At 63.0% G+C, this 14818-nt stretch carries 14 protein-coding genes; 2 read left to right on the top strand and 12 right to left on the bottom strand.

The window, feature by feature from the left end; translation table 11 throughout:
* Position 1: 1 nt before the first annotated feature.
* Together H7C86_RS13260 and H7C86_RS13255 are read right to left on the bottom strand one after the other, a co-directional pair.
* On the bottom strand, positions 2 to 799 hold the full coding sequence (locus tag H7C86_RS13260) for a mycofactocin-coupled SDR family oxidoreductase (protein ID WP_046378128.1): 798 nt from the start codon (positions 797 to 799) through the stop codon (positions 2 to 4).
* Positions 796 to 2421: an NAD(P)/FAD-dependent oxidoreductase gene (locus tag H7C86_RS13255; RefSeq protein WP_182261668.1), complete on the bottom strand. Its 1626-nt coding sequence runs from the start codon at positions 2419 to 2421 to the stop codon at positions 796 to 798. The genes H7C86_RS13260 and H7C86_RS13255 overlap by 4 nt, the downstream gene beginning before the upstream one ends.
* A gap of 218 nt (positions 2422 to 2639) precedes the next feature.
* Here H7C86_RS13255 and H7C86_RS13250 point away from each other — a divergent pair, with 218 nt between their 5' ends.
* Positions 2640 to 3080: a hypothetical protein gene (locus tag H7C86_RS13250; RefSeq protein WP_060939120.1), complete on the top strand. Its 441-nt coding sequence runs from the start codon at positions 2640 to 2642 to the stop codon at positions 3078 to 3080.
* A 7-nt stretch (positions 3081 to 3087) separates the two neighbouring features.
* Here the strand turns inward: H7C86_RS13250 and H7C86_RS13245 are convergent, their stop codons facing one another.
* A complete protein-coding gene (locus tag H7C86_RS13245) occupies positions 3088 to 3747 on the bottom strand; it encodes a response regulator transcription factor (protein ID WP_019749393.1) in 660 nt (219 codons plus the stop codon).
* 176 nt (positions 3748 to 3923) lie between these two features.
* Here H7C86_RS13245 and H7C86_RS13240 point away from each other — a divergent pair, with 176 nt between their 5' ends.
* On the top strand, positions 3924 to 4385 hold the full coding sequence (locus H7C86_RS13240; RefSeq protein WP_019749392.1) for a hypothetical protein: 462 nt from the start codon (positions 3924 to 3926) through the stop codon (positions 4383 to 4385).
* 91 nt (positions 4386 to 4476) lie between these two features.
* Here H7C86_RS13240 and H7C86_RS13235 read toward each other — a convergent pair whose 3' ends face one another.
* From H7C86_RS13235 to dnaK, 9 genes are all read right to left on the bottom strand, one after another.
* Positions 4477 to 5652, bottom strand: a complete 1176-nt coding sequence (locus H7C86_RS13235; protein WP_024487410.1) for an NADH:flavin oxidoreductase — start codon at positions 5650 to 5652, stop codon at positions 4477 to 4479.
* 132 nt (positions 5653 to 5784) lie between these two features.
* Complete coding sequence (locus tag H7C86_RS13230) at positions 5785 to 6504, bottom strand: ABC transporter ATP-binding protein (protein ID WP_020723665.1); 720 nt, start codon at positions 6502 to 6504, stop codon at positions 5785 to 5787.
* Positions 6504 to 8354, bottom strand: coding sequence for an ABC transporter permease subunit (locus H7C86_RS13225; protein ID WP_097387723.1), 1851 nt, complete (start codon positions 8352 to 8354; stop codon positions 6504 to 6506). Before H7C86_RS13225 ends, H7C86_RS13230 begins: the two co-directional genes overlap by 1 nt.
* A 1-nt stretch (position 8355) precedes the next feature.
* Positions 8356 to 9213 (bottom strand): branched-chain amino acid ABC transporter permease, encoded by an 858-nt coding sequence (locus H7C86_RS13220; protein ID WP_019749388.1) that lies wholly within the window; start codon positions 9211 to 9213, stop codon positions 8356 to 8358.
* Positions 9210 to 10424, bottom strand: a complete 1215-nt coding sequence (locus tag H7C86_RS13215; protein ID WP_182261667.1) for an ABC transporter substrate-binding protein — start codon at positions 10422 to 10424, stop codon at positions 9210 to 9212. The genes H7C86_RS13220 and H7C86_RS13215 overlap by 4 nt, the downstream gene beginning before the upstream one ends.
* Positions 10425 to 10758: 334 nt before the next feature.
* Complete coding sequence (locus H7C86_RS13210; RefSeq protein ID WP_003944355.1) at positions 10759 to 11169, bottom strand: heat shock protein transcriptional repressor HspR; 411 nt, start codon at positions 11167 to 11169, stop codon at positions 10759 to 10761.
* A complete protein-coding gene (gene dnaJ, locus H7C86_RS13205) occupies positions 11166 to 12338 on the bottom strand; it encodes a molecular chaperone DnaJ (RefSeq protein WP_019749386.1) in 1173 nt (390 codons plus the stop codon). The genes H7C86_RS13210 and dnaJ overlap by 4 nt, the downstream gene beginning before the upstream one ends.
* A 22-nt stretch (positions 12339 to 12360) precedes the next feature.
* Positions 12361 to 12957 carry a nucleotide exchange factor GrpE gene (gene grpE / locus H7C86_RS13200; RefSeq protein ID WP_019749385.1) on the bottom strand — a complete coding sequence of 199 codons (597 nt, stop codon included), beginning with the start codon at positions 12955 to 12957 and terminating at the stop codon, positions 12361 to 12363.
* Positions 12954 to 14807, bottom strand: coding sequence for a molecular chaperone DnaK (gene dnaK / locus H7C86_RS13195; RefSeq protein ID WP_019749384.1), 1854 nt, complete (start codon positions 14805 to 14807; stop codon positions 12954 to 12956). The genes grpE and dnaK overlap by 4 nt, the downstream gene beginning before the upstream one ends.
* Positions 14808 to 14818 lie beyond the last annotated feature (11 nt).

Raw genomic sequence — 14818 nt, 5'->3', positions numbered from 1 at the left:
TTCACACTTTCTGGGTCAGGCCGGCGTCGACCACCAACTGACAGCCGGTCATGAAGCGGGACTCCGCGGATGCGAGAAACAGGACGGCATTGCTGACATCCACCGGATCGACCCAGGGAACAGGTAACAGGTTGCGTGCGCTCAGTACTGCAGCGGCGTCTGCTTCCGTGGGATTCTCGATGTCCGGGCACAGGTTCGCGAACACTCGCTCGTTGATGATCATCGGGGTACGTACCGAACCCGGATGCACGGAGTTGACGCGAATACCCTCCGCGCCCAACTCGTTGGCCAGCGTTCTGGCCAGGCCCACCACGGCGTGCTTGGCGGCGCTGTAATGACTCGCTCCGGCAATACCTTTGATTCCCGCTGTCGAGCTGACCAGAACGACCGATCCACCGTCGCCGAAGTGCGGAACACAGGCCTTGACGGTGTGCCACGCCCCGGTCAGATTGACGTCGAGCGAGCGGTTCCACACCGCAGGATCGACGGTCCACGACGGTCCCGGCGTGTCGTACACGCCCGCATTCGCGACCACGACGTCCAACCCGCCGAGCTCGGCGACACAATCGGCGACTACCGCGGCGAGATCTTCGAAGTCACGAATGTCCGCGACGCCGGTGACCGCCACGCCTCCACGCTCGCGTACCGCCTGGGCGGTCTCCTCCAGCTCGGACTTTGCCTGCACGACATCCAACGCGATCACGGACGCGCCTTCGTCGGCGAGACGCTCGCAGTGTGAGCGGCCCATCCCGCCGGCCGCACCTGTCACGAGTATGCGGATACCCTCGAGGCGACTCATGCGTGCACCGCACTGTTCAGTTCGAAGCCTCGGTATCCCGCGGCTGCCACGTCTGCACAGATGTCAGAGTAGACACCGAATCCTCCGATGAATGGCATGAATATCCTCGGCTTTCCCGGAATGTTGGCTCCCATGTACCAGGAGTTCGCGGATGGAAACAGCGTCGCCGACGCCCGGCGTGAGCATTCGTCGAGCCAGTTGTCCACGGCTTCGGCACTCGGTTCGATGGTGTCGATGCCCGCCGAATCGAGGTGGTTGATCGCGCCCGCGATCCAGTCCACGTGCTGCTCGGCAGCGAGAATCATGTTGGACAGCACACTCGGGCTACCCGGCCCGGTGACGATGAACAGGTTGGGGAACCCGTGTACTCCGAGGCCTAGATACGTCCTTGGACCCGCATGCCAGTTCTCGCGCAACGTCTCGCCATTGCGGCCGCGGATGTCGATGCGATCGAGCGCTCCCGTCATCGCGTCGAACCCGGTGGCAAACACCAGCGCATCCAGTTCGTAGTGCGCATCGGCCGTCTTGATTCCAGCCTCGTCGATCGCCTCGATCGGTGCGGACTTGAGATCTACCAGGCTGACGTTGTCACGGTTGTAGCTCTGGTAGTAGTTCGTGTCCGTGACTATCCGCTTGGTTCCGATGGGGTGGTCGTTCGGAATGAGCAGGTCGGCGATCGCCTGATCCTGGACTTCCGAGCGGATCTTGCGTTCGGCAAACGCTGCCGCTGTCCCGTTGGCCTCGATGTTGCTCGTCTGGTCTGCGAAGGTCTTCGCGAACAGGACACCGCCGAGCTTCCACCGCTCCTCGTATGCCGCGATTCTCTCGGCCTCCGAGACCTCGAGGGCGCTGCGAGGATCTGAAACGAACGGCGATCCACCGCCACTGCGCTTGGACAGCGCTCGACGCTCTGCGTAGCCGGCCTTGATCTCGGCGCGGCGCTTGTCATCGAGAGGCGTGTTTCCTGCCGGCACACTGTAATTCGCGGACCGCTGGAACACGTAGAGATGATCGGCCTGCTCGGCGATCAGCGGAATGGACTGGATGCCCGAGGATCCGGTGCCGATCACGCCGACGCGTTTGCCGGTGAAGTCGACGCCCTCGTGCGGCCAGAAACCGGTGTGGAACACATCGCCACCGAAGGTCTCACGGCCCGCAATGTTCGGAACGTTTGCGGTCGAGAGGCTGCCCGTGGCGCACACGACGAAGCGTGAGGTGACGTCGTGACCGCTGTCGGTCTGTACTCGCCACGTGGCAGTACCCTCGTCGAACTGTGCGCTCAGAACGCGTGTGTCGAAGGTGAAGCCAGTGCGTAGGTCGAAGCGATCAGCCACGTGATCGAGGTACGAGAGGATCTCCGGTTGCGCGGCGTACTTCTCGCTCCAGTCCCAATCCTGTTGGAGCTCTTCGGAGAACGAGTAGGAGTAGTCGAAACTCTCGACGTCGCAGCGTGCGCCGGGGTAACGGTTGAAATACCACGTGCCGCCCACTCCGGAGCCCGCCTCGAAGCCGTGGACACGCAGCCCCTGCTCGCGAAGTCGGTGCATGGCGTACATGCCAGCGACGCCGGCGCCGATGACTACGACGTCGAGTGGTGCGGTGGAGAAGTCAGGATCGGTCATGGTGGTCACGCTACGAGTGGACTGGTTGGTAGAGGAACGGGTTCTCCCGCTGGGTGGGCTACGGCAGTGGAGAGCGTTGGTGTCCACCGATCGGGGGACACCGATGTCATCCAGCACTCGGACCCGTAGGTGGACAGACCCGAAGGGATTTCGGGGCCATAGTTGTCTCATCACCGAAACACACGGTCACCGAGACCGACAAATCGAGGAGAACCATCATGACTACCAACACAATTCGACCCGAAGCAATTTCCTTCTCCGGCCTCAGCATGGCAGCTCTGGTTGCCCGCGCCGCCGGTGCGAACGCTGTGAAGTCGATAACCGACACTTCCGTCACGACGGCGATGATCAGCAATTCGGGCTTCGGGGCCCTGTATCTGGTCGACGCGTCCAACCCGAACGGCGACTGGATCGTCCCGCCGGCCGACTACATCCTGCCGAACATGAACGTCAACGTGGTCGCCACGAGCAAGAATCAGAACGACTTTCCCGTCGTGCTCACGTATCGCTCCGACGACGGTGGAGTGTTTGTCTTCAGCGCCACCAACTCGAAGACCAGGGCGGATGCCGGCGGAACGTACGCCCCCGACGGCCACGACGTGACGGTGACGATGACCTCGGGTTACCCGGCCATGAACGTCACGTACGTACTGCGGTGACTCCCGTTCACTCCAACAGACCCTGCCGCATCGCGGCGGCGACGGCGGCGCCTCGATCGTTGACTCCGAGTTTCTCGTAGAGGCGCTGCACGTGGGTTTTGACGGTCGAAGGCGCAAGAAAGAGTTGGGAGGCGATGGTGGGGATACTGGCGCCCTGCGCGATCAATCCGAGGACTTCACGCTCACGGGCGCTGAGAGTCGGGCCGGACGGCTCGCTGCGACGACGCACCTCGCCTACCAGTCCGGCAGCGATGCTGGGCGGCAACACATCTCGGCCCGCGGCGCAGTCGAGCACGGCGCTCACGATCTCGGCCCGGGTGGATTCCTTCGGCAGGAATCCGGCAGCACCCGCCTGCAGAGCCTGATACACGACGGACGATTCGTCGTGAGCACTGAGCAGGAGCACCCTGGTCGGCAACTCGTCTCGAACCACTGCTGCTGCCACCTGGGTCCCGTCCAGGTGCGGCATCCGGAAATCGATCAGCGCCACCTTCGGGCGTAATTCCCGAATCATTGCGAGCGCAGCTGCGCCGTCGTCGGCCTCGCCCAGAACGTCGATGCGGTCACTGCCGGTCAGGGCCCGAACCACGCCCTCACGAAACAACGGGTGATCGTCGCCGACCACCACGGAAACCTTGCCGACCACCGGCTTCGTGCCTTCTCGCATTGCTCACTTTCTCACGCCCGTACCAGCAATGCGAGCACTTGCGCCTCCCCCGATCGGGGGACACGCGATTCAACCCCGCCACGGCCCCGTCGGCGGACATACAGCAGCCCTGATTCGCGACAAGATTGATTCATCGCCGAGAACGGCAACCACACACCAGCCCAGGAGCAGACATCATGCGTACCAACACCACTCGCTTCGTAGCAGTCACCGCAATCGCCCTCGCTCTCGGCGGAACCGCACTGGGAACCGCGGCGGTCGCCAACGCCGGCACCATGCCGACCGACGGCCCGACGGTTGCCATGACCATCACCAACAACACCGACAACCCGATGCTGCTGGACAGCGCGTCCAACCCCTACGGACAGTGGATCAACGGCCCCCGCTCCTACCTGGCTCCGCACACGACCGAAATCGTCACCGCCTACAGCAGCGATCCGCGCGGCATCGGTGTCGACGTCACCTACAACGTGGCCGACGGAGTCCAGACCGTCATGGCGGCCAACAACTACGCCGGCAACCCCACCCTCGACGGGACCCGCATCATCGGTGACCCGACGCACGTCATCCTCACCGACTACATGGCTACCGGCTACCCCACGATGAACGCCTCCTACGACGTCTTCACGCAGAACTGAAACGAGCGTTGAAGCAACCACGAACTTGATCCGCTACGGCCCACGACCCGGTATCCGCATGGATGTCGGGACGTGGTGTGCGCTGACCAGCTCAGACGCGTTCGACCAACACGCAGCGGGCACCACTGAAGATCGTAGGCATGCACTTGTTGCAGTGGATGCACAGTGATTGGGTATCGGATTCGGCTGCGATCCGATTGATCAGATCCGGTTCTCTGAGCAGTGCCCGTGCCATAGCGACGAACTCGAACCCTTCCGCCATTGCGGTATCCATGCCCGCTTTGTCCGTGACACCGCCGAGCAGCACGAGCGGCAACTTCACCGCAGCACGGATCTGGCGAGCCTCTTCCAGCATGAACAGCGGCTTGTACGGATAGGCATGCAACATGCTCTTGCCCACCAACTGCACACCGAGTCGAACAGGCTGCGGCATCGCGGCGGCAAACTCGCGGATCGGCGCATCGCCCTTGAACAGGTACATCGGGTTGAGCAGTGAGCTACCCATCGTCAACTCGAGCGCATCGACACTTCCGGATGCTTCGAGCCACTGCGCCACCTGGATTGCTTCGTCCACCCAGAATCCGCCTGGCACACCGTCGTCCATGTTCAGCTTGGCCAAGATCGCGATCTTGTCGCCGACTGCATCGCGCACACTGCGCGCAGTTTCGAGTACGACGCGAGCCCGATTCTCGAGCGATCCGCCGTAAGAATCCTTACGACGGTTCAGTTTCGGACTCAGGAACGAGCTCGCGAAATAGTTGTGGCCGAAGTGGATCTCGACGGCGTCGAATCCTGCCTCGACGGCAAGTCGCGCAGCGCTCCCGTGCGCCGCCGCAATTCTGGTGATGTCCGCTGTGGTGGCAGTGCGAATCATCCTCATGCTCAACGGATTGAACGAACTCGACGGTGCCAGCGCAGGCAGTCCGGTCGACTTCTGATTCGCGACGGGGCCGGCGTGCCCGAGCTGCGCCGATGCTGCTGCCCCTTCGGCGTGAATGGCATCGGTGAGTCGTCGCAGTCCGGGGAGGGCATCGGGCCGCATCCACAGCTGGCCGTATTCGGTGCGCCCTTCCGGTGCCACGGCGCAATACGCGACGGTGGACATCCCGACTCCGCCGGCTGCCGGGCGGCGATGGAACTCGATCAGCTCGTCGGTGACCAGGGCGTCGGGAGTTTTGCCTTCGAATGTCGCGGACTTGATGATTCGATTTCGCAAGGTCACCGGGCCCAGCTTTGCCGGGGCGAGCACGTCGGGAGCAGTCATCAAGTTTGCCTCTCGCAGGGGTTGTTTGCTGGACGGTAGATCGATGGTCCAGAGCTGGCCAGCCCCCGTGCCACGGAGCGGGAAAACAACTTCAGCCCGGCCGAGGTGGCCGGGCTGAAGTGACATCGCTGCAGATCAGATGCGTCCGAAGTACGCGTCCTTGAGCACTGCCAGGTCGTCGATGTCCTTGGCGTCGGCGTCGAGGACCACCTTGCCGATGTCGAGGACCGTCACGTGATCGGCGACGCTCATCGCGGCCTCCACTGCCTGCTCCACCAGCAGAACAGCCAGGCCGGTTTCCTTGAGCTGCTGGACGCGGTCCATCACCTCACCGACGATCACCGGAGCCAGCCCGCCCGACGGTTCGTCGAGAAGGAGCAACCGCGGCTGCGCCATCAGCGCTGCGCCGATCGCGAGCATCTGCTGCTGACCGCCCGACATGGAACCGGCGGGAAGCGCACGCTTCTCCCCCAGGATCGGGAACATCTCGTACATGGACTCGACGGATTCCATCAGCTCGCCGCGCTTTGCCTTGCGGGTGTACCCGCCCAGCAGAAGGTTCTGCTCGACGGTCTGCTTGTGAAAGACCCGCTTACCCTCCTGCACGTACGCCATACCCTGCCGCACCCGCTTGTGCGCGGGAACTCCGGTGATGTCGGCACCGTCCATTTCGACGGTTCCAGAGGCCACCTTGTTGAGGCCGGACAGAGCACGGAGCGTGCTCGTCTTGCCTGCACCGTTGCGCCCGAGCAGGGCTGTCACCTGACCGGGATAGACGTCGAACGAGACATCCCAGACGACGCGCAGATCGCCGTACCCGGTCTGCAGGTTACGGACCTTCAGAATCGGTTCCATCACTTCACCTCGCTGGTCTGATGGTCTACCGCGCCGATTTCTTCGAGCAGCGCATCCTCATCACCGGACTTGACTCCGAGGTATTCGCTCAACACGCGCGGGTGATGTTCGATCGTCGCCGCATCGCCGGTGGCGATCACCTGCCCCTGCGCCAGCACCACGATCTCGTCGGCCAGCGAGAGCACGAGGCGGAAGTTGTGCTCCACCAACACCACTGTGGCCCCGGCATCACGCAGTACCCGGATCAGGTCCGCCAGGCGTTCGAGTTCGTCCTCGTCGAGTCCGGACGCAACCTCGTCGAAGAGTACGACCCTCGGCTCGGCGATGACGGCGCGAGCAACTTCGAGCATGCGACGCATCCCCAGGGGCAGCGACGTCGCGATCTCGTTGCGCAGGTGCGACATCCCCACGAGCTCGAGAACACGCTCGGCCTCGACGATGTCGGCCTTCGCGATCCTGCGGAAGCTGGGCAGGCGAAGCACAGCCGACGCCATCGACGCGCGGTGCACCGAATACCGTCCGGATGCAACAGCTTCCAGAACCGTGATGTTCTCCGGAATCGTCGGAGTTTGGAACGTGCGCGCCACCCCCACGCGCGCCACCTTGTGCGGCGACGACTGCGAGACCACCGTGTCACCGATTGTGATCACGCCGGCGTCCGCGGTGTAGAAGCCGCAGATCATGTTGAGCATGGTCGTCTTACCCGAACCGTTGGGCCCGATCAACGCGGTGACCTTACCGGCCTCTGCGGTCAGGGTTGCCGCATTGAGTGCCTGGTTACCACCGAATGCCTTGGACACTCCGTCGACCACCAACCGAGCGCCATTGATCGGCGCCAGTTCCGGTGTTCCGCCGCTGTTTTCCTTTGCGACGACTACGCCCAGGCCGGCCCTGCGATCGAGTTTCGAGACGATCGCTCGCCCGACCTTGGTCAGCCCACCGGAGAGCAGCACACCGCCGATGATCAGGAAGCCTCCGTAGAAGATCAGCGAGTATTCCTGAAATGCCGTCGACTGGTTGGGACCGAGCTGCATGATCGCGGCACCGACTACGGCGCCGTACACACTTGCCGCACCGCCCAGGATGGATGCCGCCAGAACCGCTGTCGCAAAGGTGAACCCGAAGGCTTCCGGCGAGATGAACAGGTCGGTATTGGCGAACAACGCACCCGCCAGACCGGCCGGGAACGCACCGATCGCATAGCCGAGCAGTTTCATCCGGAACACCGACACACCCTGCGACGACGCCAGCACCGGCGACTGCTTGAGCGTGCGGAACGCGATGCCGTGGCGCGAGACCACCAGGTTGCGCATCACCGCGAACCAGAGGACGGTCACCACGACAACCACCATGTAGTACTGCTGGGTGTCGAGTTCGGAGCCGAAGAGCGTCGGCGGCTCCATACCGGTGAGGCCGTTTCGGCCGCCGGTCTTGCCGCCGAAGATCGCCAGTACGTCCGGCACGAGCAGGACCAGGAAGAACGACGTCATCGCCAGGGACCAGTTGCCCAGTCGCAGACCGGGAACGCCGGTCAAGATGCCGACGCCCAATGCCACCGCACCGGCCGCAGCGAGCTGGACCAGGATGTCGGTGTGACCGGCCTGGGACATCAGACCCGCGGTGTATGCACCCGCCGCGTACATCGCGGCCTGGCCGAGCGCCAGTTCACCGGCAAAGCCGAGGCTCAGGTTCAGGCCGCTGACCACAAGTGCCAGGATGCAGGCCAATTGAATCTGCCGTGATGTCGACAGGTCGAGCCCCATCACGGGCAGCAGCAAGATCACTACCGCCAGGACCAGCGGGATGATCCAGCTCGGAAGGGAACGGAAAGTCCGCCACGCGCTAACCATTTCACACCACCCGTTCTCGGACGTTGCCGAACAAGCCGGCAGGTTTGACCATCAAGATGATGATCAGCACCGTGAAGACGGCGATATTGCTGTACTGACTTCCCGCCCACAGGGCGGTGAACGATTCCACCAGGCCGACGGTCAGGCCGCCGATCAAAGCGCCTGGCAGAGAGCCGAACCCGCCGATCGCCAACGCCACGAATCCCTTGAGGGCCAGCGCGGCACCCAACGTCGCAACTGCAAACGTCTTGGGGCCGACAAGGAGTCCGAGGACACCGGCCAATGCACCCGAGAAGGCAAACGCACCCAGCGCCAACCGTCGTACGTTGACTCCTCGCAGCATCGCGGCTTCACGATCCTCGGAGATGCCGATCAGAGCCAGACCCGTCATGGTCTTCTTCGAGACGTAACTCAACCCGATGACCAGTGCGATCGCCGCAACAAGCAGAGCGATCTCGACCGGGTAGGTACGGCCGCCGAGTAGGGTGATCGGTTCGTTCGATCCGAAGAACGGAACCGTGAGAGGTTCACTACCCCAAATCAATTGAGTTGCACCATTGAGCAGCGTGGCAACGCCAAGCGTGGTGACCAGCTGGTTCTGGTGATCGGCCACCGGTCTGATCGCGACGATCTCCTCGACCGAGGCGAGGAGCATCACGGTCACGGTTGCCATGACGGCCACCACGAGAACGGGAAGTTTCAGGGTCACGAGACCCGTGTAGGCGACGAAAGTGCCCACCATCATCAGCTGAGCTTGAGCGAAGTTGAAAGTGTTGGAGGAAACGAAAACGATGTTGTACCCGATGGCAACCAGCACGTAGACCGCGCCGAGCGCCAATCCGGACCACAGAATGGTCATGACGCAGCCGGGTTTCCGAACTGACCGTTGAGGATCTTCGTCGGGCTGATGAACTTCAGCTCACTGGTATCCGGGTTCGGGCCGTGGTTGTCAGAGCTGAAGTTGTAGCGCGAGAGGAATGCGGTCTTGGCATTCTCCTGAACCTCTGCGGTTTCCAGTGCTTCGGCGAGCTTCTTCGGATCGGTCGAACTGCCGACCTTCTCCGCTGCTGCCGCGACGAGGGGGAATGCGTCGTAGTTGTCCGCGAGGATCAGCGTCGACGGGATCGAGCCCAGCGACGCCATCGTGTCCACCATCGTGTTGACGAGCACGTTGTTCGGATCGAACACCGTGCTGGTGAACACCTGCGTCACCAGGTTCTTCACCTGCGGGGTGCCTAGCACACCGGCGGGCGGATCATTGGCGATGAGGTTGGTGGCAGAGACCGACGTGTTGCCGATCAACGGCACGTCCCAGCCGAGTCGCTCCAGGCTCTGCAACACGTATCCGAGCGGGGCGCCGTACGCGTCCAACGCGATTGCCGTTGCACCGGCATTCTTGAGGGACTGCAACTGCGCCGTCATGTCCAGAGCAGCGGCGTCGTACTCTTCGTTGCCGGCAGCCTTCAGACCGACCTTCTCGAGCGCACTGGTCATCTCCTCGCCGAAGAGTTCACCGTAAGCGGTACTACCGTGCAGGACTCCGACGCTGCTGTAGCCCTTGGTCTTTGCATACTCGGAGATGCCGCGAGCGGTGTCGGTCGCGCCCGGAGCCAGGTCGAAGTTCAGCGGGAACTTCGAGGGGTCCGTGGAATCGGGAGAAGGCGCCATGCTCAGCGAGAGGATGTTGTTCTGCTTGAGGATCGGGAGAACCGCAGCCGCGATCGACGAAGGACCCGAGTTGAGGTAGAGGTCAGGCTTGTTCCCCGAGTTGATGGCTTCGCGCAGCTTGGTGACGGCGATGGTTGCATCACCCGCGTCATCGACAGTGGTGAGCTCGATCTGACGGCCGCCGATGCCCCCGGCCTCGTTCTGGACCTGAACGCCGGCCTTCGTGGCCAGCAGGGAAGTCTGCGAGTTCGCCGCGAGAACACCCTGCGCACTGATCCCGCCGGTCAGCAGGACGCGGTACGGCGAATCCGCGCCACCTTCGGACTCCGAAGAACCACTACACCCCGCGAGAGCCAGAGCCGTCACGGCAACTGCCGCAACAAGAATGGGCCGACGATTCATGTCTGCACTCCTAGAACACATGTATGCACCGAACGTCAGGCGAATACCTGACGAAAGAAGGATCGGCCGGTGGGAACGCCTGATTTCGAGCACCAGCCAACCAAGCACCCGCTTGATGATCTAGCAAGCAGTTGCTTGGGTTGGAGCATAGAATGTGATCTGGATAACGTCAAACGCACAAAAGAGGAGTCATGGAAGCGGACGCTATGCATATTCGGGCGGCCTCGACAGACCGATTCCCGCTGGGTGGAAACGCCAAAACGGCCCCACACCCTGCGGGATTCGATGAGGTGAATCCGAGCAGGGCGTGGAGCCGTTTGCGTAAAGGTCTGAACTATCGCTGGTTTCGTGGCTTCCAAACCACCAACGCGTTGTTGCGTGGAATCGGAACGAGGTCCCGGCGATAGCCCGCATGGACTTTCGCGATTTCCTCGGCCAGTTCGCGGACGCGATGCTGCAGAGCCTCGACCTGGTTGGTCAGTTCGATGATCCGTTTGATTCCGGCGAGGTTGACGCCCTCGTCCTGCGAAAGCCGTTGCACTTCACGCAGAAGCGCAACATCACGCGGGGAGTAGCGTCGTCCGCCACCAGTGGTTCGGTGAGGGGTGACCAAACCGAGTCGATCGTAGTTACGCAAGGTCTGCGCATGCATTCCGGCCAACTCGGCTGCCACCGAGATCACGAAGATCTGGGCGTCAGGATCGACCGTCGCATCCCATTGATTCTGCGGTCGTTCGGTCATCATGCACCGGCCCACCCGGCCCGTGGATCGAACCCGCTCGCCTTCTCGGCTTCGAGATAGGTCTTCAGCGCTTCGATCGCCGGGTCGTCCAACTTCTGCGGGACGGATACCTTGACGGTGACCAGAAGGTCGCCTGCCCCCTCGGGACGCTTGGGGATGCCGCGTCCGCGAACTCGCAGAATGCGTCCGTCCACCGTTCCGGCCGGAACCTTCACTCCGACACGGCCGTCCAGGGTCGGCACGGACAGTGTCGTCCCGAGCACCAGTTCGCCGTAGCTCACCGGAACCGTCAGCGTCAGATCGTCGCCGTTACGGCCGAAGACATTGTCCGGCTTGACGCGGATGTTGACGAACAGGTCACCCGCCGGAGCTCCGCGGAGACCCGCTTCGCCCTTGCCCTTGAGTCTGATTTTCTGACCGTCGCTCACGCCTGCCGGCACGCGAACCGTGATGGTCCGTGTCCGGTTGGTGACGCCGCTACCGTGGCAGTCCTCGCAAGGCGAGTCGATGATCGAGCCGGTTCCCCGGCAGTCGTCACACGGCTCACTGAATCCGAATGCGCCCTGGTTGCGGCTGACCACGCCGGTTCCGTTGCAATGCGGGCACACTCGCGGGCTGGTGCCCGGCTTTGCGCCGCTGCCGTGACACGTGGTGCACGACGTCGGGCTGGTCAGACGAAGTGGGACGGTGACACCGAGCGCCGCTTCGCGGAAGGCGAGCGTCGTCTCGGTCTCGAGGTCCTTGCCTCGACGCGGGCGGTTGGGCGCAGCGGTGCGCTGGCCCGCTCCCCCGCGATTGAACAATCCGCCGAAGATGTCTCCGAGACCCGAGTCCTGCCCGCCGGCACCGCCGCCGAACAGGTCGTTGATGTCGAAACCACCAGCGCCGGGGTTGAATCCACCGCCACCTTGCGCACGGGGACCGAAGCCTCCGCTGGCAAAGAGACGCCTGGCCTCGTCGTACTCCTTGCGCTTGTCCGGATCAGACAGAACGGCATGAGCTTCACTGACGGACTTGAAACGCTCTTCGGCCTTCGCATCGTCAGGGTTGGCGTCGGGATGAAGATCCCGGGCCAGCTTGCGATACGCCTTCTTGATTTCGTCGGCCGTCGCGGTGGACGAGACGCCCAGCTCCTTGTAGAAGTCCTTCTCGATCCACTCCCGTTGACTCACTGGGCGTCTCCTCCTCTCACTCTTACTTCGCTTCTTGTTCTGAACCGTCTGCAGGCTTGTCGCCTACCCGGTCCGTCACGGCCACCATTGCGGTCCGAAGGACCCGGTCGCCGAGCTTGTAACCCTTGCGCATGACCGTCCCGAGTACGGGGTCGTGGCCTTCGCCTTCATGCTGCACCGCTTCGTGGAGTGCGGGATCGAAATCGTCGCCCTCGTTACCGAAGTCGGTCAAACCCAGACCCGTCAGGGTCGTGTTGAGCTTGTCCGCGAGTGCACGCAGTGGACCTGATTCGAGGTCACCGTGTGCCCGAGCGCGATCCAGGTCGTCGAGGATTCCGATGAGTTCGGTGATGACCGAAGCGCGCGCGGTTTCCTTGATGACCTGCTTGTCACGCTCGACGCGACGACGGTAGTTGGTGAACTCCGCCTGAAGTCGCTGCAGATCCGCAGTTCGTTCGGCGAGCTGATCGGTGGCGGATGCTTCCTCCACGATCGACTCTGCTTCCTGAACTACCCCTGTGTCTTCCGAGTCGAGCGGCGGCAGGGATTCCCCCGCCGCCTCTCCCTGTGCACCGGTCTCGGGGTCGACCGGGTTGTTCTCGGAGTTGTCCGAGGTCACTTCTTGTCCGAGTCGGTGGGCTCGTCGACAACCTCGGCGTCGACGACGTCGTCGTCATTGCCTGCGCCGTCGGTGTTTCCGGCCTCGTTTGCAGCGGAAGCCTCGTAGATGGCCTGGCCCAGAGCCTGCGACTCGGTGCCCAGCTTCTCCACTGCGGTCTTCACTGCAGCGATGTCGGTGCCTGCCAGGGCGTCGTTGACGTCCTTGACCGCTGCCTCGACCTTGGTCAGGATCTCCTCGGAGACCTTGCCCGCGTTCTCACCTTCACGCTGCTCCTTGACGAACTTCTCCGTCTGGTGGACCAGCGACTCGGCCTGGTTGCGGACCTCTGCCTCTTCGCGACGTGCCTTGTCTTCCTCGGCGTGAGCCTCGGCGTCCTTGACCATGCGCTCGATCTCTTCCTTGGACAGACCGGAGCCGTCCTGGATCTTGATCGTGTTTTCCTTGCCGGTGCCCTTGTCCTTCGCCGTCACGTGCACGATGCCGTTGGCGTCGATGTCGAAGGTGACCTCGATCTGCGGAACGCCACGCGGGGCGGGCGGCAGATCGGTGAGCTCGAAGGAGCCGAGCAGCTTGTTGTGCGAAGCGATTTCGCGCTCACCCTGGAAGACCTGGATCTGCACCGAAGGCTGATTGTCGTCAGCGGTGGTGAAGGTCTCGGAACGCTTCGTGGGGATGGTGGTGTTGCGCTCGATGAGCTTGGTCATCACGCCACCCTTGGTTTCGATACCGAGGGAAAGCGGCGTGACGTCGAGGAGCAGAACGTCCTTGACCTCGCCCTTGAGCACGCCGGCCTGGAGTGCGGCGCCGACTGCGACGACCTCGTCCGGGTTGACACCCTTGTTGGGCTCACGGCCACCGGTCAGTTCACGAACCAGATCGGAGACTGCCGGCATACGGGTGGAACCACCGACGAGCACGACATGGTCGATGTCCTTGACAGCGATTCCGCTGTCCTTGATCACTGCCTGGAACGGCGCACGGGTGCGATCGAGCAGGTCCGAGGTGATCTTCTGGAACTCGCTGCGGGAGAGCTGCTCGTCCAGGAAGAGCGGGTTCTTGTCCGCGTCGACCGTGATGTACGGGAGGTTGATGGAGGTGCTCTGCGAGCTGGAGAGCTCGATCTTCGCCTTCTCCGCAGCCTCACGCAGACGCTGCAGGGCCATCTTGTCCTTGGTCAGATCGATGCCGTTCTGAGCCTTGAACTTGTCGACCAGCCAAGCGACGACGCGCTCGTCCCAGTCGTCGCCACCGAGGTGGTTGTCACCGGAGGTTGCGCGAACCTCGACGACGCCGTCGCCGATTTCGAGCAGGGAGACGTCGAAGGTGCCGCCACCGAGGTCGAAGACCAGAATGGTCTGCTCGGTGTCACCCTTGTCCAGTCCGTATGCCAGTGCAGCCGCGGTGGGCTCGTTGACGATACGAAGGACGTTGAGGCCGGCGATCTGGCCGGCTTCCTTGGTTGCCTGACGCTGTGCGTCCTCGAAGTATGCGGGGACGGTGATGACGGCGTCGGTGATGTCTTCGCCGAGGTAAGCCTCCGCGTCACGCTTGAGCTTCATGAGCGTGCGGGCGCTGATTTCCTGCGGCGTGTACTTCTTGCCGTCGATTTCCACGTTCCAGTCAGTGCCGATGTGGCGCTTGACGGAGCGGAGGGTGCGGTCGACGTTCGTGACTGCCTGGTTCTTCGCGGGCTGACCGACGAGAACCTCGCCGTTCTTGGCAAATGCGACCACCGAGGGGGTGGTACGTGAGCCTTCGGCGTTGGCGACCACTACGGGCTCGCCGCCCTCCAGCACTGCAACTACCGAGTTGGTCGTACCGAGATCGATACCGACTGCACGAGCCATAGTGTTCCTAC

The organism is Rhodococcus sp. UFZ-B548 (assembly GCF_903819475.1).
In the GTDB taxonomy this organism is placed as follows: domain Bacteria; phylum Actinomycetota; class Actinomycetes; order Mycobacteriales; family Mycobacteriaceae; genus Rhodococcus_F; species Rhodococcus_F erythropolis.
Note: the sequence above shows the minus strand (reverse complement) of the source record. Positions and strands in the feature narration are given on the sequence as shown.